Genomic DNA, 21439 nt, shown 5'->3' with positions numbered 1-21439 from the left:
TATGTCAGGGCACGGCCGTACCTGATCGCCCGTTCGGGAATAGCCTGCGCGCGTTCGTGGCTCCGCTTCGTATGGAATGGGACATGACGACGCTGAAGCGCGAGCAGCTGCCTGCTGACGCGACCCTGGTGCGGTCCGGTGCCCTGTGGGCCCTGGTCCTGTCCGGGGCCGCGACGCTCGAGACGGCGGGTGACCGCCGGACGATCCTGCCCGGCGACGCGGTGCTCGTCGACCCTCGAACGGCATACCGGCTCACCGCCGACGTCGACACCGACCTCGTCCACGGGGACCTCCGGCGAGAGGCCCCCGCCGCGCCCTGGCCGAACCCGCTGGTGATGCGCGGGTTCGGCGACGAGCACCGCGGCGTCGTCGCCCTCGTGACCACCTGTCAGCTGTCGGTGCGGTGCAGGTCCGACCGGTTCGCGGCGGCCTACGCCAGCCTCATCGGGGCGGCGATCTCCGTCATGTCCCGACCGGCCGAGACCGTCGGCGGCCAGGTCGACGGCGCACGCGTCCCCGCCGACCCGCAGGTCGCCGAGGTGGTCGCCGCCCTCGCGGCGAGCCCGGGCGAGCGGTGGACCCTCGACCGGATGGCCGCCCTGGTGCACCTGTCCCGCTCGGCGCTCACCGAGCGGTTCCGCCGGGCGACCGGGCACAGCCCGATGCGGATGCTGCGCGAGGTGCGGATGCACCGGGCCCGCACGCTCCTCACCGAGCAGTGCCTGGCGGTCACCCGGGTCGCGTTCGAGGTGGGCTACGGCTCGGTCGCGGCGTTCAGCCGGGCGTTCGCCGCGGACCACGGCGTCTCACCGCTCGCGTGGCGCACCGCACCGGCGACGGCGGGGCCCGGTGCCGTGGCGCCCGACCCCGCCGTGCTCGCTCCCGGCGTGCCGGGAGCGAGCGCCCCGTTCACGCGGACGGCGTCAGGCGCGGGGTATCCGCAGGAGCGCCCAGCCGAGCCCCGCCGCCACCGCCGCCCCCGCGCCGACCAGCAGCAGTGGCCGGACGCCGTACCCGTCCAGTAGCAGCCCGCCCAGCGCGGAGCCCGCGGTGATCGCCACCTGGAAGGCCGTGACGCTGAGCGCCATCGCCGACTCCGTCCGCTCCGGCTCGACCCGGGAGCCCCAGAGCTGGACGATGACGGGGATCATGTTGAACGAGAAGCCCCACAGGACCACCGCGACGGCCAGCATCGGCACGGACGAGGCGTTCGCCGTGAGCACCAGGGCGATGCCGAGTGCGATCGGCGCCGCCCCGGCCAGCGGGCGCAGCCAGCGCGCGAGCATCCCGGCCACGATCGTGCCGGTGACGGCGCCGGCGCCCCACGCCAGCAGCATCCAGGTGGTGGCGCCGGGGTCGATGCGGTCGATCGCGAGGCGGATGTACGGGTACGCGGCGAAGTTGCCGAAGGCGACCAGGACCACGCAACCGATCCCGGCCATCAGCCGGGTGCTGCGCAGGGCCTCGCGCAGCATCTGCAGGCCCGCCGTCGGGTGTGCCGGGACGGAGGGCAGGGCGATCGCGAGCGCGACCGCGCTGACCGCGCAGAGGACGGCGGCGCCCGCGAACGCCGCCCGCCAGCCGACGGCGTCGCCGACGATCGACCCGAGCGGGACACCGAGCACCGTCGCGATGCTGACGCCGAACGAGATGGCTGACGACACCAGGCGATCCTTGCCGGGGGCGGCGTAGGTGCCGACGCCGAAGGCGAACGACCAGTACCCGGCGATCGCGACACCGAGCAGGAGGCGGCCGATCAGCAGCACCGCGAAGCTGGGTGCGACAGCGACCGCGAGGTTCGACACGGCGGCGGCGGCGAGCAGTCCGAGCATGACCTTGCGCCGGTCGGCCCGGGGGAGGAGCACGGCGATGCTCGGCGCGGTGAAGGCTCCGGCGATCGCCGTCGCGGCGACGGCCAGGCCCGCCGTGCCCTCGGTCACGCCGATGTCGGCGGCGAGGCCCGGCAGCACGCTCGCGGGCAGGAACTCGCTCGCGACCAGGATCGCGATCCCGAACGAGAGCGCGATGACGGGTGTCCAGGCGGTGCGGGCCGGGGAGCTCGCGGAGGTGTTCGGGGGCGCACCGGCTGATGCGCTCAGCGGCGAGGACTGTGCGGGCACGTCGGGCGACGTGGTGCTCTGGGTGGGCATGCTCCCAGCCTGCGCGCGCCCCGTGCACGGCTGTTGATCGCACGGCGGCCCCTGTTGATCAACCGGCTGCGGCTGCGGTGCGACCCGCCCGGTCCTGGCGCCAGGCACGGATGCCCGCGACCACCGACGCCGCGATGACCACGCCCGCCACCACGTACGCGATCGGGCGCACGGACGGGTCGGACGCCGCGAAGTACCCGAGCACCGTGATGAGCACACCCCAGGTGACCGCCCCGAAGACGTTCGCCGTGAGGAAGCGCAGGTAGGGCATGCCGCCGATGCCCGCGATCACCGGGACGAAGACCCGCGCCCACGGCATGTAGCGGCCGATCACCACGGACCACCAGCCGAACAGCTCGTAGAACCGTTCGGTGCGCGCGACCATCGACTGCACCCAGCGGCCCTTCCGGGAGCTCAGGTACGGCCGCCCGTATCTGCGACCCAGGAGGAACGCGACCTGGTCACCCGCCACCGCCGCGACGCCGACGCCGATCGCGAGCACCCAGATGTCGATGCGATCCGTGCTGCCGGCCACGATCCCGGCGCCGAACAGCAGACCGTCCCCGGTGAGGAACGGGATGAAGACGCCGACGAAGAACGCCGTGCCCACGAACACGAGGCCCCAGACGACCAGGTAGAACGCGATCGGTCCGAGCACGTCGAGCCAGCCGGCGACGTCGTCGGAGACCGTGGTTCTGATCATCGGGGGCGCCCTCCGGTCCGCTCAGGAAAGTCCTGTTAGGACACCCTAAGGCGTAGTGCCCCCGGCGCGGTGTGTCAGGCGCCCGGCCGGTCCACCACCCGTGACATCACGAGCGCGGTGCGGGTCTTGACCACGTGCGTGACGGTCCGGATGCGCTCCACGACGTGCTCGATCTGTTCCATGTTCGCGGCCATGACGTGCACCATCGCGTCGGCGTCGCCGGTCACCGTGGAGACCCGCACGACCTCCGGGATCGGGGCGAAGTCACGTTCGAGCACCGCGGGCGACACGATGCCCGAGCAGAAGATCTCGACGTAACCCTCCAGCGTCCAGCCCATCGCCTGCGGGTCCACCCGTACGGTGAAACCCGCGATCTCCCCACGGGTGATCATGAGGTCCACGCGTCGTTTCACGGCAGGGGCGGACAGCCCGACGACGTTGCCGACCTCCTGGTACGTGGCTCGCCCGTCACGCAGCAGTTCCCCCACGATCGCACGGTTGACAGCATCCATGAACGAATCGTTCAGTACAGCGGGCGATTGCGCAAGAAACCACTGCTGAATGCGCAACGAAAGCGTGCCTGTTGTGAATCAGTGCGGACATAGCCTCACGACATGACGCAGACCACCGCGATACCGCAGACCACCGCACAGCGGATCGCCACGCCGCGGCACTACCTCATGTGCCCGCCCACGTACTTCGACGTCGTCTACGCCATCAACCCGTGGATGGACCCGTCCTCGCCGGTCGACACCGCCAAGGCGCTCGCCCAGTGGGAGGCGCTCCGCGCCGCCTACGAGGCCCGCGGCCACCGGGTCGACGTCATCGAGCCCGAGCCCGGCCTGCCCGACATGGTCTATGCGGCCAACGGCGGCATCGTCGTCGGCGGACGGGCGCTCGCCGCCCGGTTCACCTTCCCCGAGCGCGCGGCCGAGGGCCCCGCGTACGACCGCTGGTTCGGCACCGACGCCGCCGCCGGCTACCGCCGGCTCGGCGAGGCCGTCGAGACGATGGAGGGCGAGGGCGACCTGCTCCTCATCGGCAAGCTGCTGCTCGCGGGCACCGGCTTCCGCACCACGCCCGCCGGCCACGCCGAGGTCGCCGAGCGCCTGGAGCTCGCCGAGCAGGGCATCGAGCTGGTCCCGCTCGAGCTCGTCGACCCGCGCTACTACCACCTCGACACGGCCCTCTCGGTGCTCGACGACGGCGCCGTCTCCGGCGAGACCGTCGTCGCCTACCACCCCGAGGCGTTCAGCCCCGCCGCGCAGGAGACCTTGCGCCGCCTGTTCCCCGACGCCATCCTGGTCGGCGCCGAGGATGCCGCGGTGCTCGGCCTGAACGTCGTCTCCGACGGGCTGCACGTGTTCCTCAGCGACCGCGCCAGGGACTACGCCGATGCCCTCAAGGAGCGCGGGTTCGTCCCCGTCGGCATCGACCTGTCCGAGATCTTCAAGGGCGGCGGCTCGGTCAAGTGCTGCACGCTCGAGCTGCGCCCGGCGTCCGACGACGCGGCAGCGATCACCCTCGGCACGACCACCACACAGGAGAGCAAGCGATGACCACTGTCCCGTACCTCGACGTCGCCGCCACCGCACGCTGGGTGGCGCGCCGTGGCCCCGAGGCCGCCATCGCCGCACTCACCGACGCCCTGGAACGTGACTTCGCCCGCTGGCCCGAGCTCGACAAGCGGCCGCGCATCGCGTCGCACTCGAAGGAGGGCGTCATCGAGCTCATGCCCACCTCCGACGACGAGACCTACGGGTTCAAGCTCGTCAACGGGCACCCGCTCAACCCGGTGAACGGCTTCCAGACGGTGACGGCGATCGGCATGCTCGCCTCCGTCGGCAACGGCTACCCGACGTTCCTCGCCGAGATGACGCTGCTCACCGCACTGCGCACCGCGGCGACGTCGGCGCTCGCCGCCCGCTACCTCGCACCGGCCGGGTCCCGCACCCTCGCGCTGATCGGCTGCGGCTCGCAGGCCGAGTTCCAGGCGCTCGGCATGCGCGCGGAGCTGGGCATCGAGACGCTGCGCGTCTTCGACGTCGACCCGCTCGCCATGGAGAAGCTCGCGCGGCACGCCAAGGCGCTCGGCTTCGACGTCGTCCTGGCCGACGACGCCGCTGACGCGGCCCGCGGCGCCGACGTCATCACCACCTGCACGGCGGACAAGCAGAACGCGACGGTGCTGCACGACGCCGACGTGACCGGCGGCGTCTTCATCAACGCGATCGGTGGCGACTGCCCGGGCAAGACCGAGCTGGACCCGGCGATCGTCGCCCGCGCCAGCGTGTTCGTGGAGCTCCCCGAGCAGACCCGCATCGAGGGCGAGATCCAGCGGCAGGCGGCGGACTTCCCGGTCACCGAGCTGTGGCAGGTCATCACCGGCGCCGCGCAGGGCCGCCGGAGCGAGGACGAGCTGGTCGTCTGGGACTCCGTCGGGTTCGCCGTGGAGGACTGGACGGCGCTGAAGTTCGTGCTCGACGACGTCACCACGAACGCGCCGGAGCTGCTGCAGCACCTCGACCTGATCGCGGAGCCGGAGGATCCGAAGGACCTGTTCTCCCTGGTGGCGGAGGCCTGACCAGTCACCACCCCCGCTCGTTGAGTGCTGGCTATCTGTGGTCTCAGAGCCTCTTTGACCACAAATAGCCAGCACTCAACGGGATGAAGGAGAGCGGCCCGTTACGGGAGGGTCCAGCGTTGGACGGCGCTCCCGTCGCAGTTGGCTATCTCGGTGCGGGTGCCGTCGTTCTGTACCCGGCCGACGGGCTGCAGGCAGCGTCCGGACTGCGGGTTGCGCAGCGCCTGGGTGCCGCTCGTGTGGCTCCACTGCTGGGCGCCGGTCCCGTTGCAGTCCCAGAGCTGGACGGCGGTGCCAGCAGCGGTGCCGCCGCCGGCCACGTCGAGGCACTTGCCCAGGGCGCGGACGGTGCCGTCCGAGCCGACGGTCCACTGCTGGGCCGCGTTGCCGTTGCAGCGGGCGAGCTGGATGGGCGTGCCGTTGGCCGTGGCCGCCCCGGCGACGTCGAGGCAGATGCCGTTGCTGCCGGTGACCGTGCCGGTGCGACTCCCACCGCCGCCGCCCGTGGAGTCGTAGACACGCACGTAGTCCACGACCATCTGCTGGGGGAACTGGGTGCTCCCGTCGGGGTATCCCGGCCAGTTGCCGCCGACGGCGACGTTCAGGATGAAGAAGAAGGGCTGGTTGAAGACCCAGGGGTTGCTGCCCGTGTTCGCCGGGGTGAACGTCTGGTAGGCGTTCCCGTCCACCAGCCAGGTGATGGAGTTGGGGCTCCAGTCGATGGCGAACGTGTGGAAGTCATCGGCGAAGGACCAGTTCTGCGGGTGCGCGTACGACCCGGTGACGGGGTTGGCCCCCGAGTAGCCCGGACCGTGCAGCGTGCCGTGCACCCGGTTGGGCTCGCGGCCGATGTTCTCCATGATGTCGATCTCGCCCGAGTTCGGCCACGGCGTGCCCGGGAACTGACCGCCCAGCATCCAGAACGCGGGCCAGATGCCCTGCCCGCGCGGGATCTTGATCCGCGCCTCCAGGCGGCCGTACTGCGGCTGCACCTTGCCCTTGGTCGTCAGCCGGGCCGAGGTGTAGCCGCTGCCCTCCTGGCGGGCCGTGATGACCAGGTTGCCGTTGCCGTCCAGCGCCGAGTTGTTCCGTGAGCTGGTGTAGTTCTGCAGCTCGTTGTTGCCCCAGCCGCCCGCACCGGTCTCGAAGTTCCAGTTCGCGCCGTTGGGGGCGCTGCCGGCCGCGCCGTTGAACTCGTCCGACCAGGTCAGGGCGGCTGCCTGGGCCGCGGCCTGTGCGGCCTCGGCGTCCGGCGCGGCCCCGCGGTCGGGTGCCTTCGGTGCCGCCGCGGCGGACGTCACGAGCGAGGCAGACAGGACCAGGGTCAGGACCGCCGCCGCCGTCAGGCCGGCGCGGGTGGTGCGGTGTCTCGTGCTACGCATCGAACGCTCCTTCGCGAACATGTCTCTCCCGGCACGCGGAACCGCGCGTCAGGCATAGCTGCGGCAGTCGCGCGTGCACTCCGGTGTGTCACGGGCGATGCGTGAGTGGTGACGAAACAGTGTCAACGAAAAGTATCGGCGCCACGCGGCGGCGCACAACGGCCTGTTGAGCAGATACGTGTTTCCCCCGACGCCGTCCCACGCCCGCCACGCGCCGGACCTTCCCGGACACGCGGACGGCGCCCGGCCGCGGGTGCGGTCGGGCGCCGTCCATGGGGCCGCTGAGGTGATCAGGCGGCGGTGGTGACCTCGATGCGCTGCGGCGTGGTGCCGGCGAAGACGCCCGGCACGGTGACCGTCAGGACGCCGGCGTCGTAGGAGGCGCGGACGACGTCGCCGTCCACGGTCTTCGGCAGCGTGACCGTGCGGCGGAAGGAGCCGAAGCGGACCTCCGAGATGCGACGGCCCTCGGACTCCTCCGAACGCTGGTCCTTGCGCTCGCCGCGGACGACGAGCTTGCGCCCCTCGACCTCGACGGTGATGTCGTCTACCGGGTCGACACCCGGCAGGTCGAGGCGGGCGACGAGGTCTTCGCCCTCGCGGTAGACGTCGGCCGCGGGCACGGGGCCCTCGGTGACGGCGAGCTGCGGGCTCCACGGGTCACGGACCCAGGTGCGGGCGAACGGTGAACGGGTCAGAACGGTGGTCATGATGTTCTCCTCCGGATGGGATCGATGTCAGGTTCAACCTGAGTCGACCCGACTCAATTTCCGGGTTCGCCGACGGCGGACGACGGCAGGGATCAGTGACGCGTGATCGTCAGCTTCGTGCCGACGGCGGCGCCGTCCGAACCGCCGTCCGCCCCGACCGTGAGCTCCGCCTCGCCGCCGACCGGGAACGTGAGCAGCGGGCTCGTGTGCCCGAGGTCCACACCGGCCAGGACCGGCTTGCCGCGCAGTGCGGGCTGCCGCGCGACGATCTCGTCGAGCGCCGCACGGGACACGCCCGAGCTGCTCTGGAACCGGCCGACGACGAGCCCGGTGACGCCCTCGGCGTCGGGCAGCTGGAGCAGCGAGGTGAGGTGGCGCGCGACGTGGGCCGCATCGGACTCGAAGTCGTCCTCGAGGAACAGGAGCGCGCCGTCGAGCGACGGCATGTAGCCGGTGCCCTGCAGCAGGCCGAGCGTGCTGAGGTTGCCCCCGACGATCCGGCCCGTGGCCTGTCCGGGGCGCAGCGCCCACCAGCCCGCGTTCGGCACCGGGGTGCGGGTGTCCTGGTCGGCGAACCACAGGTCGTCGGTCCAGGCCGCCGCGGGTTCCACGACGATCGGGGCGTCGTCCATGACGGCCGCACGGAACCAGTCCCCGGTGGGTTCGAAGTGGTCGCGCATGCCCCAGCTCGACCAGTGCGGGCCCGAGTAGGTGACCAGGCCGGTGCGGGCCAGGATCGCGTTCTGCAGCGCGCTGATGTCGGAGTAACCGCAGAAGACCTTCGGGTGGGCGGAGATCAGGTCGAAGTCCAGGTGGGGCAACAGCTCGTTGCTGTTGAACCCGCCGATCACCGTGAGGATCCCGGCCACGCCGGGGTCGGCGAACGCGGCGTGCAGGTCGGCCACCCGGTGCTCGATGGAGCCGCTGCGGAACTGGTCGTCCTCGTCGACATGCTCGCCGAACGTGAGGGTGAGTCCCATGGCGGCGAACCGCTCGTCGATCCACCGGGTGTTGTCGTGCTCCATGATCATCGCGCGCGACCGCGCGGGCGCGACCACCCGGACGGTGTCGCCGGAGCGGAGCCTGGGCGGGACGACGGTCGGTACGCGCGCTGACATGCCCGCAGCCTAGGTCGGCGCGGCCGACGTCGGCGCACGCTTTTCCGGAACCCGAGAGATGATGGAACCGATCGCAGCGACGCGAGGAGGACCCCATGAAGGCAGCTGTTGGTGACCGGATAGTCACGGCCTCGGGAGTGGTGGGCGGTGCGGTGCGCGACGGCGTCGTTACCGAGTGCCCCCACGACGACGGCTCACCGCCCTACCGGGTCAGGTGGTCCGACACCGGTGAGGAGACGCTCGTCTACCCCGGCTCGGACACGTTCGTCGACCCGGACGCCCGGGCGGCACGCGGTGAGCAGGCCGGGTCCGCCGAGGAGCCACGGCAGGGGCGGGCGCTCACCTGGGACGTGCGGATCACGGTGGTCGAGTCGGGCGGCAGCACGACGGCCGAGGCGACGGTCATGAACGGTCCGCCGGACGCGCTGCGCGCCGTCGGGCACGCCAGGAAGTCGCCCGAGGACCCGGAGGTGCCCCTGATCGGCGACGAGATCGCCGCGGGCCGGGCGCTGAGGCGGCTGGCCGACCGTCTGCTCGCCGTGGCCGAGCAGGACGTCTCCGCGGCGGTCGGGCACCGGGCGCACGTGCACAAGTAGCCCGGCCGCCCGGCGCCGGCGGCTACGTCAGGATGCCTGAGGCGTCCAGCGCGCCCCGCACCTCGGCGTCGAGCCACGGCTCGATGCCCTCCCAGGTGGTGCGCCACGAGATGCCGCTGATCTGGCTGCCGTCGGGGAACGTCTCGATGTAGTCCGCCTGGAGCACCCCGAAGTTGTCGCACCAGAACGCGTTGGCGGGGCTGCCGTCGAGGAGCTGGTCGATGCGCATCGCCGACGTCGAGACGCCGTCCGGCAGCAGGAGCGGCTGCGTGTCGGTGCGGATCAGCAGTGCGTGCCGTGTCCGCGTCGGGTCGGAGTCGTCGAGCTGGGTGTACTCGACCCACGCACCGACCGTCGCGAGCTCCAGCACCAGGAGGTACCGCGCGAACGAGGGCACACCGTTCCCCACCCCCGGCGGCAGGTCGGCGCGCTCGAACACGACGTCCACGCCGCCGGGCTCACGCTGCAGGGAGTACCGCACCCAGTTACGCACGTTGCCGTCGTACTCGACCCGCTGCCGGGCCCGCAGCACGACGTCGGGAGTGGGCCGCATGGCGAGCGCCGAGTCGAGGACCCGCAGCCCGTCCGGGGACTGTGACTCCCGGCGCACGAGAGCGCCGTCGGGCGTCGTCCCGTTGTTGCTCAGTGCGTGGATGTGCATGGTCGATTCTGGCGCCCGGTACCGCCCGGGCGCCAGAGCAGCGGGTGTGCTTCGCCCGGGTCGTCCCGGGTAGGTTGCGGACATGAGCGAGCGCGTTGACGTGGAACAGCATCGGGCCGACGTCGCAGAGCTCCTCGCGGAGCTCGCCGACCGGCCCACGGAAGAGGTATCGATCCACCGGGAGGTGCTCGGGCGGGTGCTGGCAGGTGACGTCGTCGCCCCCGTGCCGCTGCCCCGCTTCCGCAACTCGCAGATGGACGGTTTCGCGGTGCGTGCCGCCGACGTCGCCCCGGCCGGGCCGGGCGCGCCCGTCACCCTGCCTGTCGTAGGGGACGTCGCCGCGGCGCCCGGCGAGCCGGCCCCGCTGGAGCCCGGCACCGCGGTCCGCATCATGACCGGAGCACCGGTACCCGACGGCGCCGACGCCGTGGTCCCCGTCGAGGACACCGACCACATCACCTTCAACGGCGTCCATGACGACTCGTCCGCCTCGTCGGCCACGGTCGAGGTGGTCCGCGGGCGGAAGCCGGGGGAGTTCGTCCGGGAGCCCGGGTCCGACGTCGCCGAGGGCGCAGTCGTGCTGCGTGCCGGGACGGTCCTGGCGCCGCACCACGTGGCCGCCGCTGCCGCGTGCGGCATCACCCGGCTGGCCGTTCGTACGCCGGTGTCGGTGGCCGTCGTCTCGACAGGGAGCGAGCTCGTCGCGCCCGACGGCGAACCCGGCCCCGGCCAGATCTGGGACGCCAACGGACCGGCGCTCGCGGCCGCCATCCGCGCGGCGGGCGGGCATGTGGGCCTGCGCCTGAGCGTCCCCGACGACGCGGAGATCGTGCGCATGGGCCTGGAGCGCGCGGCGGCGCTGTGCGACGTCGTGCTCACCACCGGCGGCGTCAGCCAGGGCGCGTACGAGGTGGTCAAGGACGCCCTGCCGGAGATCACGTTCCGCTCGGTGGCGATGCAGCCCGGCGGGCCACAGGGTCTTGGGCGGGTCGCCGGCACGCCGGTGCTGGCCTTCCCGGGCAACCCCGTCAGCGCGCAGGTCTCGTTCGTCGTGTTCCTCCGCGACATCCTGCGCCAGGCCGGCGGCCTGCCACCCGTGGAGCAGGTGCCCGCGGTGCTCGACGCGGCCGTCGCCTCGCCGGACGGGAAGCGTCAGCTCCTGCGCGGACGCTGGGTCGGCGGCGTCGCCGCCGGAGCGCGGGTCGCCGTCGTCGGCGGGCCGGGGTCGCACCTCGTGGCGTCGATGGCCGCCGCGGACGTGCTGATCGACGTCCCCGCCACCGCGACTAGGCTCGACGAGGGTGCCGAGGTGGCCACATGGCCGCTGTGACGTCGTGCCCGGCACAGGTGAGGGAGTGCTGATGGACCAGGTGGTACGCGTGACGCAGGACGCGCTCGACGACGCGGTCGGGCGGGCCGTCGAGGCCGCTGTGGCGGCGCCCGAGTGCGGCGCGGTGGTGACGTTCCGCGGCGTGGTCCGGGACGACGACGGCGGTCGGCACGTCACGAGCCTCGACTACGAGGCACACCCCGACGCGACCGCCGTCCTACAAAAAGTGTGCCAGGTGGTGGCCACCGAGACGGGCCTCCGGGTGGCGGCGACCCACCGGTACGGGCACCTCGAGGTCGGGGACGTCGCGCTCGTGGCGGCGGCGTCGGCGGGGCACCGCAAGGAGGCGTTCGAGGCGTGCTCCCTGCTGGTGGAGCGCATCAAGGCCGAGGTGCCGATCTGGAAGAAGCAGCAGTTCACCGACGGCGAGTCCGAGTGGGTCGGTCTGTAGCCAGCCGGCGCACGCGGCTGGCCGCCCGGCGCACCGTGTCGCTGCCGGGGATCCGGTCCGGCAGCAGCTCGGGGAGCCGGGCCGGATGCATCCGGTGGGTCAGGTCCCGTGCCGACCGGAGCGTCAGACTTGGCATCGACAGCCCGGTCACGGTGAAGCCGGTCAGGCTCGGCACGCTCACGCTGATGTTCGGCAGCCGCTGGATACCCCGCCGCCAGATGCGTTCCCGTACCGGCGGGGGCGGCACGTCGAGCTGGGCGTAGAAGGCCTCGGCGCACGCGCGCCACGAGAAGAGCTCGGCGTACCGGCGGGTGTCCTCGCGAGAGCAGGCGAGCGCGGCGAGGCAAGCGGCCCGGAGGTCGTCGTCGACGGCGCCCGCGCCGGAGCCCGGGATGAGGTCGCGCGGGCCCGGCGCGTCGAAGCCGGCCACCGGCGTGCCCGACGCCATCGCCTCCAGGATGACCAGGCCGAACGTATCGGTGCGGCTCGGGAAGACGAGCACGTCGGCGTCGGCGAAGTGCTGGGCCAGGTCCGCACCCGTCCGGCGCCCCCGGAAGTGCGCGTCGGGGTGCTCGGCCTCGAGGTCCGCCCGTGCGGGGCCGTCGCCCACCACCACCTTCGACCCGGGCAGGTCCAGGGCGAGGAACGCGTCGACGTTCTTCTCCACGGCCAGCCGCCCCACGTACAGGAAGACGGGGCCGGGCAGGTCGCGGTACACCCCGTGGCCTCGCCCGGCGTCCGCCGCCGCCCGACGGCGGGGATGGAACTGCTCGGTGTCCACGCCGAGGCTCCACGGCGTCACGTTGCGGATACGCCAGTGGGTGAGCTGCTCGCGCATGGTCGGCGTCGTGACCAGCACGCGGCCCGACTTGTCGTGGAACGTACGCATGTACCGGTACCCGGCCCAGAGCGGGATCCAGGACCAGCGAGCGGTCAGGTACTCGGGGAACTGGGTGTGATAGCTGGAGGTGAAGGGGAAGCCGAAGTGGTCGCAGACGGCGCGCGCGTACCAGCCGAGCGGACCCTCGGTGGCGATGTGGACCGCGTCGGGCGCGAACTCCAGGAACCGCCGCTCGACGTCGTCCCGCGCCATGATCGGCACGCGGATCTCGGAGTAGGTGATCAGGGGGATGGTCCGGTAGCCGTCCCACGGCGTGACCACCTCGACGGCACAGCCCATGCGGCGTAGCTCGGCAACCGTGCGCGACAGTGCCGTGGCGACGCCGTTCACCTGCGGCTCCCAGGCGTCGGTCACGATCATGATGCGGTGCGGCCGGTCGGTCGCTGTACTCACGCCGGAATTCAACCACGCCCGCGACCCCGGCCCGTGCACGGTCGGGCCGGGCTCGGCAGGTGCGGGGTCAGCCGCCGATGGCGCCCATGCTGCGCTCGGTCTGCGCGAACGCGTCGGCCGCCAGCTCGACGGCGTCGCTGCCGTGCGCGCGGGGCTTCGCCCACATCGCGGCGCGCCAGGCGTCGCCCACCTCGTCGTCCGTGGCGCCGGCCCGGAGCAGGGACTTGAGGTCGGTCTCCTCGTTGCCGAAGAGGCACGAGCGGACGGTGCCCTCGGCGGTCAGCCGGGTGCGGTCGCAGGCCCCGCAGAACGAGCGGGTCACCGACGCGATGATCCCGACCGTCGCCGGGCCGTCGTCCACCATCCACTCCTCCGCCGGGGCCGAGGGGTCCTCGCGGCCCGCCGGGGTCAGCGTGAAGCGTGACCCCAGCACGCCGAGCAGGTCGGCGGCGCTCACGACATCGTCCCGCGTCCACTGTCCGTCAGCGTCGAGCGGCATCTCCTCGATGAAGCGCAGGTTGCAGCCGTGCTCCACGGCCCAGGCGAGCAGGTCGGCGGCGCCCGTCAGGGTCTCGGGCAGGAGTACCGCGTTGATCTTGACGGGAGCCAGGCCCGCGGCGAGCGCGGCGCGGATGCCCTTGAGCACGTCGTCCAGGCGGTCGCGCCGGGTCAGGGTCGCGAACGCCTCCCGGTCCACCGTGTCGAGGGAGACGTTGACGCGGTCGAGCCCGGCCGCGACCAGCGCGTCCACGCGCTTGTCCAGCCCGAGCGCGTTCGAGGTCATGGCGATGCGGACCCGCTCGGCCGGCGTCGGCGTGCTCGCCGTCGTGCCGTCCACCGTCGTGCCCGGACGCGGCGCGGCCATCGCGGCGTCGGCCGCCGTACGTGCGGCGCCGATGATCTCCTCCAGGTCGCGTCGCATGAGCGGCTCGCCACCCGTGAACCGGATGTCGCGGATGCCGAGGTCACGCACGCCGATGCCGACGAGCCGGCCGATCTCCTCCGGCGTCATCAGCTCGTCGCGCGGCACCAGGGGCAGGCCCTCGGCGGGCATGCAGTACGTGCAGCGCAGCGAGCACGCGGTGGTGATCGAGACCCGCAGGTCCCGCGCGACGCGTCCGTACCGGTCGACGAGCAGGGGCGTCTCGGGACGCGGCCTGCCGCCCGGGGGAGTGGCGCGCCGGGGCACGCCTCGGACCGACGGGATCCCGAGCGTGACAGGTGCCATGTCCAGAGACTAGACCAGCCCGAATCTCCCGCTGCCGGGCTGCCTACGATATGGCCCATGACGGACAACCTCATCGCGATCATCGGCCCCGGCGCGATCGGCGGCCTCGTGGCGGGCATGCTTCAGCGGGCGGGGCACGACGTCGTGGTCGTCGCCCGGGAGAAGACCGCCCGGCAGGTCACCGAGCACGGTCTCGACATCGAGACCGACGAGTTCGGGACGTGGCACGCCCCGCTGGCCGCGGCGACAGAGGTTCCGCACGGCGCGCGCGTGATCGTCGCGGTCAAGGCGGAGGGTGTCTCCGACGCCGCCCGGCTGCTCGCCGGCACCGCGCCCACCGAGGTGCTGTCCCTGCTCAACGGTCTGGACCACGTCGACGTGCTGCGGGCGGCGCTGCCCGGCCCGCGGGTGGTCGGCGCCACCATCGCCGGGGAGACGCTGCGGACCGGGGCGGGCGGCTTCGGTCCGGCCCTGGTCCGGCACCGCGGGACCCTGCTGCGGACCGTGGTGCCCGACGACGCCGCCGAGCTCGGCCTGGTCACCGCGCTCCGGGACACCCCGATCGAGGTGCTGACCGGCGGGTCCGAGGCCGAGGTGCTGTGGAAGAAGCTGCGCTTCCTCGCGCCCCTCGCGCTGCTGACCTCGACCTGGGCGACCGGCATCGGCGACGCGCTGACCCGCGACCCCGCACTGACGTCCGGCCTGCTGGCCGAGATCGCCGCGGCCGCCACCGCCGAGGGCGTGCCGACCACGGGTGAGGACCTGCACGGCATCCTCGGTGGCTTCCCGGCACCCATGCGGTCGTCGCTGCAGGCGGACATCGAGACAGGCAGGGAGGGCGAGCTCGACGCCATCGGCGGAGCGGTGCGTCGCCGGGCGGCGGCGCACGGCATCGCGACCCCGGTCCTGGACGACGTCATCGGCCGGATCGGCGCCCGGGTCGCGGAAGCCGAATCCGCGTCCTGACCACCTCTGCCTCACGGGACACCCGCTGCCGGCCGTGCGGCTGCCGGTAGTGCGACAGGGTCAGGCGTAGCCGGCCTTGACCACGAGGACGGGGGCGGGGGAGTCGAGCAGCACCCGCTGCGTCGTCGACCCGACGAGGAACTTGCCGACCGACGAGTGCTTGCGCGAGCCGATGACCACGAGGTCGGCCGAGACCGCCTCTGCCTGGTCGACGATCGCGTCGGCGACGTCGGCGTGCTCGGCGCGGAACACGATCGGCGCGACGGTGACGCTGCCGGGGACGGTGTCGAGCAGATGTGCGAGCGCCGCGGGGACCTTCGGCCCCGTCTGTGGTGTCAGCACGAGGACGGCGAGCTCCTGCTTGCGTCGCGTCGCCTCGGCGACGGCGGCGCGCATCGCGGCCTCACCCTGGGGTGACTCGTTGTACGCCACGAGGACGGTCATCGGTCCTTGCACCTCCGGACAGGTTCGCCGGGTGTCACCCCTGCTGGTGAAACTCTCTCACATGTCTGGGCAGGTGGCAGTCGTGTGCTGCCACGTGATACGACGCCGGGCCGGCTGATCAGGGTCGGACCGGGTCGCACCGGACGACCGGAGCGTTCAGCGGAACAGGCCCAGGGGGACCGCCGCCGCCATCGCCGCCATGCCGGCATCGTTCGGGTGGATGTGGTCGCCGCTGTCGTACCGGGGGAGCAGAGCCGTCGGCTCGGCGGGATCACGCACGGCGGCGTCGAAGTCGACGACGGCGTCGCACTCCCCGCTGGTCCGGATCCACTCGTTGAGCGTGCCGCGCGTGGCCTCGTTCCCCGGGGTGTCGAACCTGGACGAGCCGCCGAACGGGAGGATCGTGCCGCAGTAGACGGACAGCCCGGCAGACCGTGTCCGGGCGACGAGCTGGCGGTGGCCGTCGATCAACTGCTGGGCCGTGACCGTCTGGTCGGCCGGCACGGACCGGCCGCCGGGCTGCACGATGTCGTTGACGCCCAGGAGGGTGATCACGTATCTCGCGCCGGGCTGGGCCAGCACGTCGCGGTCGAAGCGGCGCAGCCCGGAGTGGCCCGAGTAGGCGGCGAACGACTCGCCGTCGCTGCCTGCCGCGGAGTGCGGGTCGCGGAGCAGCCGGTTCCCGGAGATGCCGACGTTGAGCACACCGCGGTCGGGAAGGCGAGGAGCGCCCAGCAGCCGGTCGCTGAGCAAATCGGGCCAGCGGTGGTTGGCGCCGACGACGGTCGTCGCGCCGTCCGTGATGGAGTCGCCGAGCGTGACGACCGCCGCGGACCGGTGCGGTGCCGCCACGCTCACCCCGGACAGGAACAGCCACTGCTGCGGCTCGCGGACCGGGTCGACGGACGTCTCGGCGGTCACGTTGCCGTCGGCCACGGCGTTCAGCTGGAACGGGAAGTTGTGCAGCGTGCCGGCGGCAGTCGGCTCGGGCAGGTAGAGGCTCACGACGAGGTCGGAGTCGGGCGCGACGGTCAGGTCCACAGGGTCGCTCACCAGCGGGGCGCCGGCAGGGACGGTCGCCGACGTCGCGCCACCGAACGTGACGGTGCGGTCGCTCGCCGGATCGATGTCGGTGCCGTCGTCGCCGTCGCGGACCGCGACGTGCACCTCGCCCAGGATCAGGGCTTCCGTGCCGAACTCGTTGGTCAGCCGGAGCCGCAGCTGGTCGCCGCCGATGCTCAGGTGCACCACCTGCCGGACCGTCACGTCCTCGAGCCGCTCGACGCCGCTCTCGGGTACCGCGGTCGGAGCCGTCGCCCAGGTGCCGACCCAGCTGACCGCGTCGTCGGCCGGTGGTGGCCGCCGGTCCTGCGCGACGGCGGGTACTTCGGTGTCCGACCCGGTAGGTGCGGTGACGGGCGCGGCGACAGGCTCGGCGTCCGGGCCGTCCGAGAACAGGATCCCGGCGGAGACACCCCCACCGGCCAGGAGCGTTGCCCCCACGACCAGGGCGACGAGGCGGCGACGGGGACGCGCGCCAGCGGGCATCGTCGTCTCCCCGGTCGGTGGCGCCGCGCCGGCCGCGGCACACCCGTCCGAAACTAGGCACGCCGGGCGACGCGGGTCAAGGCGTTCTTTCGTTCCCCGCTGGTGTGCCGGACTTGTAGGGTCCGAGTGCTTGCAGCGTCCGGGCGAGCGTCCCGGGTAGGAGCGAAAGAGGAGCACGTCATGGGCCTGCTGGACAAGATCAAGGGTGAGCTGGTCGACATCGTCGAATGGCTCGACGACACGCGCGACACCATCGTGTGGCGGTTCCCGCGCTACCAGAACGAGATCAAGATGGGCGCCCGGCTCGTCGTCCGCGAGTCGCAGACCGCCGTCTTCGTCAACGAGGGTCTGATCGCCGACGTGTTCGAGCCCGGCACCTACACGCTCGAGACCCAGAACCTGCCCGTGCTGTCGACGCTGAAGGGCTGGAAGCACGGCTTCCACTCGCCGTTCAAGGCAGAGGTGTACTTCGTCAGCACCCGCCAGTTCACCGACCTCAAGTGGGGTACCAAGAACCCCGTCATGATGCGGGACCCGGAGCTGGGCATGGTGCGCGTGCGCGCGTTCGGCGCGTTCGCCGCCCGCGTGGTCGACCCCCAGCGGCTGCTGCGCGAGCTGGTCGGCACCGACCCGCAGTTCCGCACCGACGAGGTGCACGAGTACCTGCGCCAGAACGTCGTGAGCCACCTCGCGAGCGCGCTCGCGTCCGCGGGCATCCCCGTGATCGAGCTCGCCGCCCACCACGAGCGGATCGGCGACCAGCTCGCGATCAAGCTCACCGAGGAGCTCGCGGAGCTCGGCATCTCGGTGCCGAACTTCGTCATCGAGAACATCTCCCTGCCGCCCGAGGTGGAGCAGGCGCTCGACAAGCGCACGTCCATGGGCATCGTCTCCTCCGGGACCGTCGGCAGCATGGCCTCCTTCCAGCAGTTCCAGGCGGGCCAGGCGATGGAGGCGGCGGCCGACGGCGGGGGCAGCGCCGGTGCGGTGATCGGCATGGGGCTGGGGCAGTCGGTGGGCAACGCGATAGTGCCGCCTGCCCAGCAGGCTCCTGCCGCACCCGCCCAGCCCGCCGCGGCGTCGGCCCCGCCGCCGCTGCCCGGCTGGTACCTCGGTAACGGTGGTGCGCAGACCGGTCCGTTCGACGACGCCGCGCTGGCCGCTCAGGCCGCCGCCGGCACGCTGACGGCCGGCACGCTGATCTGGCGCGCCGGTATGGCGAGCTGGGAGCCGGCGTCGTCGGTGCCCGACGTGGCGAAGCACCTCGGTGCCACCCCGCCGCCACTCCCGCCGCAGGCCTGAGGATGGCGGAGCTCACCGGGGGCGGCACCACCGCCCACCACTCCTACCCGTGCGAGCAGTGCGGGGCCAGCGTCGAGTTCGCCGCGGGGACCGGGACCCTGACCTGCCCGTACTGCGGGCACGCGCAGCAGGTCGCGGCTGCCGGCGGCGAGGTGCGCGAGCACGACTTCGCGGCCCTCGCCGCGATGCGGCGTCCGGCCGCCCCGGCGACGCACGACTACCGCTGCGGCACGTGCGGCGCCATGACGACCAGTGACCACCTGTCCCAGAAGTGCGGGTTCTGCGGGTCGCCGATGGTCGCGGAGGTCGAAGGGCTCGGGCTGGTTCAGCCCGAGGCGGTGCTTCCGTTCGCGGTCGACCGGCCGACCATGCAGGGCGCGCTGCAGAACTGGGTGCGCTCGCGCTGGTTCGCGCCGTCGGCGCTCAAGAAGGTGGTGTCGGCGGAGCAGGCGCACGGCGTCTACCTGCCGCACTGGACGTTCGACGCACAGACCCGCTCCCACTACACGGGCCAGCGCGGCGAGCACTACTGGGTCACCGAGACCTACACCACCACCGACTCAGAGGGCCGCAGCCAGACGCAGACCCGGCAGGTGCAGAAGACACGCTGGTACCCCGCCAGGGGCACGGTGGCGCGGGCCTTCGACGACGTGCTGGTCGCGGGGACGCGGCGGGTCATGCCCGAGCACCTGGCCAAGCTCAGCCCGTGGCCGCTGGAGCAGGCGGCGACGTACCAGCCGGACTACCTCGCGGGCTACGAGACCCTGCGGTACGACGTCGAGCCCGAGGCCGGGCTGGACGTCGCCAAGGGCAAGATGGCTCCGGTCATCGAGAACGACTGCGAGCGGGACATCGGCGGTGACGTGCAGCAGGTGCACCACGTCGACACCAGCTACTCCGAGGTGACGTACAAGCTCCTCCTGCTGCCCGTGTGGATCGCCACATACCTGTACGGCGGCAAGCCGTTCCAGGTGCTGGTCAACGCACGCACCGCCGAGGTGGTGGGCGAGCGCCCGTGGTCGGCCTGGAAGATCACGTTCGCGGTCCTCGCGGCGCTGGTCGTGATCGCCGCGATCGTGTGGGCGGTGGTGGCGGCCCAGGACGGCGGTTCGGCGACCGTCGTCTACTCGGGGCTCTCGCTGTTGGGTGATCCGGGGTCTCGTGAGAGCGTGAGGCTCTACGCGGGACCGGGCGTCTGACCCGGGCGCCACGGAACCGTACGACCAGGCCGTCCGTTGGGTGACCGGCAGACGACGACCGCAAGGAGACCACGATGCTGTGCCCCATCGACCAGACCACGCTCGTCATGTCCGAGCGCAAGGGGATCGAGATCGACTACTGCCCCACGTGCCGTGGCGTGTGGCTCGACCGCGGTGAGCTCGACAAGGTCATCGATCGCTCCGTCGAGACCGAGATCGCCGCGGAGAACCGGCCCGCGCCGGCCGCCCCGGGGGCGCCGGCACCGATGGCCCCGCCCGTGCCCAACCCCGTGCAGGCGGGCCCCTACGGCTCCCCGCAGCCGGCCTACGACCCGCGCTACGACGACCGCCGCCGCGACGACGACCGGCGCTACGACCGCGACCGAGACCGCCGGTACGACGACGACCGTCGGTACGACGGTGACCGCCGGTACGACCCGCGCTACAAGAAGAAGCGCAAGGAGTCCTTCCTGGAGGACCTCTTCGACTTCTGACGGGGCGCCGTCAGACCGGAAGTGCGCTTCTACCCAGCGATTCGGCCCGCACCCTGAGACGGTTCGGGCGGAATCGCTGGGTAGAGGCGCACTTTTGCGCTTCCCCGCATCGGCTTGACCTGAGGTTTGGTTGAGGTTTTAGCGTCGTGCAGGACATGACGAGCGGCCGCCGGCCGCGGTCTGCGAGGGAGCCGTTGATGAGTGAGCTGGGGCTGGGGCCGCTGGGCCTGGTGCTGAACGTGGCGGACGACCGTGCCCACATCGAGCAGGCCGCAGAGGCGGAACGGCTGGGCTTCTCGACGCTGTGGCTGCCCGGCGGTCAGCTGGAGTCGCTGGAGCCGCTGGTCGAGCTGCTGCGCGCGACGGAGAAGGTGGTGGTCGCCCCGGGGATCATCCCGCTGGACCTCCACGGAGCCGCGGCCGTGGCCCGCCTTGTCAGCCTCCTCGACGACGGCGAGCTGGCACGGTTCATCGCCGGTTTCGGGGCTTCCCAGCGGGAGGCCCGGCCGCTCGCCGGGCTACGCGCGTTCCTCGACGAGCTGGACGTGACGGGCGTGCCGGTGCCTGCCGGCCGCCGGCTCGTCGCGGCGCTCGGCCCGCGCAAGCTGGAGCTCGCTCGGGAGCGGGCCGCGGGTGCGATCACGATGCTCGTGACGCCCGGCGCCACATCGTGGGCCCGGGAGATCCTGGGTCCGGACGCGACTCTGGTGGTGCACCAGCCGGTGGTGCTGGACACCGACGCGGACCGTGGCCGGCAGACCGTGCGCGGGATGCTGGGCTTCCTGCTGAACGTCGGTGGGTACGCGGCGAACATGCGCCGGATGGGCTTCGGCGACCGTGACATCGCCGACGTGAGCGACGAGCTGGTCGATGCGGTGGCGACCGTCGGTGACGCCGACGCGATCGTCGCGGGTGTGCGGGCACACCTGGACGCCGGCGCTGATCACGTGGCGTTGTCCGTCCTCTCCGACGGCACCCAGCCGGGCCCGATCGAGGTGGCGCGCGCGGTAGCTGCAGCGAACCCGGCCCTGGCCCGGTAGATCGTGTCGTCTGCCGCCCAGGCGAGATCAGCCCGAGGTTGCCGTCGCCGGTGCCTGGGGTGGGTCGACCCACGCTGCCCTGGGGGCCGGTAGGCGATGGCTCCTCGGTCGGGGCGGGTATGGCAGCCGATCGTGTAGCGGCTGCGTGGGATGCGTCCGCTGGGGTTGCCCATGCCGACGGCCGGGGTCCACGCCGGTGTCGGCTGCGTGGGGCGATTCTGCGCCTCCTCCGGTCCGGG

General features: G+C 72.4%; 22 protein-coding genes. 11 read left to right on the top strand and 11 right to left on the bottom strand.

Features of this window, described 5'->3' with window-relative positions; translation table 11 throughout:
- The first annotated feature begins 83 nt into the window (after nt 1–83).
- Nucleotides 84–1025, top strand: coding sequence for an AraC family transcriptional regulator (locus tag LUU90_RS22235; protein WP_275006143.1), 942 nt, complete (start codon nt 84–86; stop codon nt 1023–1025).
- On the opposite strand, the gene LUU90_RS22230 is transcribed toward LUU90_RS22235, so the two are convergent.
- From LUU90_RS22230 to LUU90_RS22220, 3 genes are all read right to left on the bottom strand, one after another.
- A complete protein-coding gene (locus LUU90_RS22230) occupies nt 924–2150 on the bottom strand; it encodes an MFS transporter (protein WP_275006142.1) in 1227 nt (408 codons plus the stop codon). The genes LUU90_RS22235 and LUU90_RS22230 overlap by 102 nt on opposite strands.
- 58 nt (nt 2151–2208) lie before the next feature.
- The gene (locus LUU90_RS22225) at nt 2209–2853 is read right to left on the bottom strand and encodes a DedA family protein (RefSeq protein ID WP_275006141.1); all 645 of its coding nucleotides are present in this window, start codon (nt 2851–2853) and stop codon (nt 2209–2211) included.
- Between the two features lie 74 nt (nt 2854–2927).
- Nucleotides 2928–3365: an Lrp/AsnC family transcriptional regulator gene (locus LUU90_RS22220; RefSeq protein WP_275006140.1), complete on the bottom strand. Its 438-nt coding sequence runs from the start codon at nt 3363–3365 to the stop codon at nt 2928–2930.
- Nucleotides 3366–3467: 102 nt separating this feature from the next.
- Between LUU90_RS22220 and ddaH the strand changes: the two genes are divergently transcribed.
- Nucleotides 3468–4412: a dimethylargininase gene (gene ddaH, locus LUU90_RS22215; protein ID WP_275006139.1), complete on the top strand. Its 945-nt coding sequence runs from the start codon at nt 3468–3470 to the stop codon at nt 4410–4412.
- Nucleotides 4409–5437 carry an ornithine cyclodeaminase gene (locus LUU90_RS22210; RefSeq protein ID WP_275006138.1) on the top strand — a complete coding sequence of 343 codons (1029 nt, stop codon included), beginning with the start codon at nt 4409–4411 and terminating at the stop codon, nt 5435–5437. Before ddaH ends, LUU90_RS22210 begins: the two co-directional genes overlap by 4 nt.
- Before the next feature lie 101 nt (nt 5438–5538).
- Here LUU90_RS22210 and LUU90_RS22205 read toward each other — a convergent pair whose 3' ends face one another.
- The 3 genes from LUU90_RS22205 to LUU90_RS22195 form a co-directional block, all read right to left on the bottom strand.
- Entirely contained in the window at nt 5539–6819 is a 1281-nt protein-coding gene (locus LUU90_RS22205; protein WP_275006137.1) for a family 16 glycosylhydrolase, read from the bottom strand.
- A 290-nt stretch (nt 6820–7109) separates the two neighbouring features.
- Nucleotides 7110–7529: an Hsp20/alpha crystallin family protein gene (locus tag LUU90_RS22200; RefSeq protein ID WP_275006136.1), complete on the bottom strand. Its 420-nt coding sequence runs from the start codon at nt 7527–7529 to the stop codon at nt 7110–7112.
- A 92-nt stretch (nt 7530–7621) separates the two neighbouring features.
- Nucleotides 7622–8647, bottom strand: a complete 1026-nt coding sequence (locus tag LUU90_RS22195) for a S66 family peptidase (protein WP_275006135.1) — start codon at nt 8645–8647, stop codon at nt 7622–7624.
- A 95-nt stretch (nt 8648–8742) separates the two neighbouring features.
- Here LUU90_RS22195 and LUU90_RS22190 point away from each other — a divergent pair, with 95 nt between their 5' ends.
- Nucleotides 8743–9243 (top strand): dsRBD fold-containing protein, encoded by a 501-nt coding sequence (locus tag LUU90_RS22190; protein ID WP_275006134.1) that lies wholly within the window; start codon nt 8743–8745, stop codon nt 9241–9243.
- Between the two features lie 22 nt (nt 9244–9265).
- Here LUU90_RS22190 and LUU90_RS22185 read toward each other — a convergent pair whose 3' ends face one another.
- Nucleotides 9266–9904, bottom strand: a complete 639-nt coding sequence (locus LUU90_RS22185; RefSeq protein ID WP_275006133.1) for a hypothetical protein — start codon at nt 9902–9904, stop codon at nt 9266–9268.
- 82 nt (nt 9905–9986) lie between these two features.
- On the opposite strand from LUU90_RS22185, the gene LUU90_RS22180 reads away from it, so the two are divergent.
- Together LUU90_RS22180 and LUU90_RS22175 are read left to right on the top strand one after the other, a co-directional pair.
- Entirely contained in the window at nt 9987–11234 is a 1248-nt protein-coding gene (locus LUU90_RS22180; protein WP_275006132.1) for a molybdopterin molybdotransferase MoeA, read from the top strand.
- Between the two features lie 31 nt (nt 11235–11265).
- Nucleotides 11266–11685 carry a molybdenum cofactor biosynthesis protein MoaE gene (locus tag LUU90_RS22175; RefSeq protein ID WP_275006131.1) on the top strand — a complete coding sequence of 140 codons (420 nt, stop codon included), beginning with the start codon at nt 11266–11268 and terminating at the stop codon, nt 11683–11685.
- Here LUU90_RS22175 and LUU90_RS22170 read toward each other — a convergent pair.
- The gene (locus LUU90_RS22170) at nt 11651–12979 is read right to left on the bottom strand and encodes a glycosyltransferase family 4 protein (protein WP_275006130.1); all 1329 of its coding nucleotides are present in this window, start codon (nt 12977–12979) and stop codon (nt 11651–11653) included. The genes LUU90_RS22175 and LUU90_RS22170 overlap by 35 nt on opposite strands.
- Before the next feature lie 67 nt (nt 12980–13046).
- Complete coding sequence (locus tag LUU90_RS22165) at nt 13047–14207, bottom strand: GTP 3',8-cyclase MoaA (RefSeq protein ID WP_275006129.1); 1161 nt, start codon at nt 14205–14207, stop codon at nt 13047–13049.
- Nucleotides 14208–14264: 57 nt separating this feature from the next.
- Here LUU90_RS22165 and LUU90_RS22160 point away from each other — a divergent pair, with 57 nt between their 5' ends.
- The gene (locus tag LUU90_RS22160; protein ID WP_275006128.1) at nt 14265–15173 is read left to right on the top strand and encodes a ketopantoate reductase family protein; all 909 of its coding nucleotides are present in this window, start codon (nt 14265–14267) and stop codon (nt 15171–15173) included.
- A 60-nt stretch (nt 15174–15233) separates the two neighbouring features.
- Here LUU90_RS22160 and LUU90_RS22155 read toward each other — a convergent pair whose 3' ends face one another.
- Nucleotides 15234–15617 carry a universal stress protein gene (locus LUU90_RS22155; protein WP_275006127.1) on the bottom strand — a complete coding sequence of 128 codons (384 nt, stop codon included), beginning with the start codon at nt 15615–15617 and terminating at the stop codon, nt 15234–15236.
- A gap of 156 nt (nt 15618–15773) precedes the next feature.
- Complete coding sequence (locus LUU90_RS22150) at nt 15774–17165, bottom strand: SGNH/GDSL hydrolase family protein (protein WP_275006126.1); 1392 nt, start codon at nt 17163–17165, stop codon at nt 15774–15776.
- A 180-nt stretch (nt 17166–17345) separates the two neighbouring features.
- On the opposite strand from LUU90_RS22150, the gene LUU90_RS22145 reads away from it, so the two are divergent.
- The 4 genes from LUU90_RS22145 (at nt 17346) to LUU90_RS22130 (ending at nt 21200) form a co-directional block, all read left to right on the top strand.
- Nucleotides 17346–18467 (top strand): SPFH domain-containing protein, encoded by a 1122-nt coding sequence (locus tag LUU90_RS22145; RefSeq protein ID WP_275006125.1) that lies wholly within the window; start codon nt 17346–17348, stop codon nt 18465–18467.
- Between the two features lie 2 nt (nt 18468–18469).
- A complete protein-coding gene (locus LUU90_RS22140) occupies nt 18470–19666 on the top strand; it encodes a hypothetical protein (RefSeq protein ID WP_275006124.1) in 1197 nt (398 codons plus the stop codon).
- A gap of 74 nt (nt 19667–19740) precedes the next feature.
- Nucleotides 19741–20160 carry a zf-TFIIB domain-containing protein gene (locus LUU90_RS22135; protein ID WP_275006123.1) on the top strand — a complete coding sequence of 140 codons (420 nt, stop codon included), beginning with the start codon at nt 19741–19743 and terminating at the stop codon, nt 20158–20160.
- 197 nt (nt 20161–20357) lie between these two features.
- The gene (locus LUU90_RS22130; RefSeq protein WP_275006122.1) at nt 20358–21200 is read left to right on the top strand and encodes a TIGR03620 family F420-dependent LLM class oxidoreductase; all 843 of its coding nucleotides are present in this window, start codon (nt 20358–20360) and stop codon (nt 21198–21200) included.
- The last annotated feature ends 239 nt before the right edge of the window (nt 21201–21439 follow it).

Source organism: Promicromonospora iranensis (assembly GCF_028994775.1).
Taxonomy (GTDB): domain Bacteria; phylum Actinomycetota; class Actinomycetes; order Actinomycetales; family Cellulomonadaceae; genus Promicromonospora; species Promicromonospora iranensis_A.
This window is presented reverse-complemented; position numbering and strand designations above follow the sequence as displayed.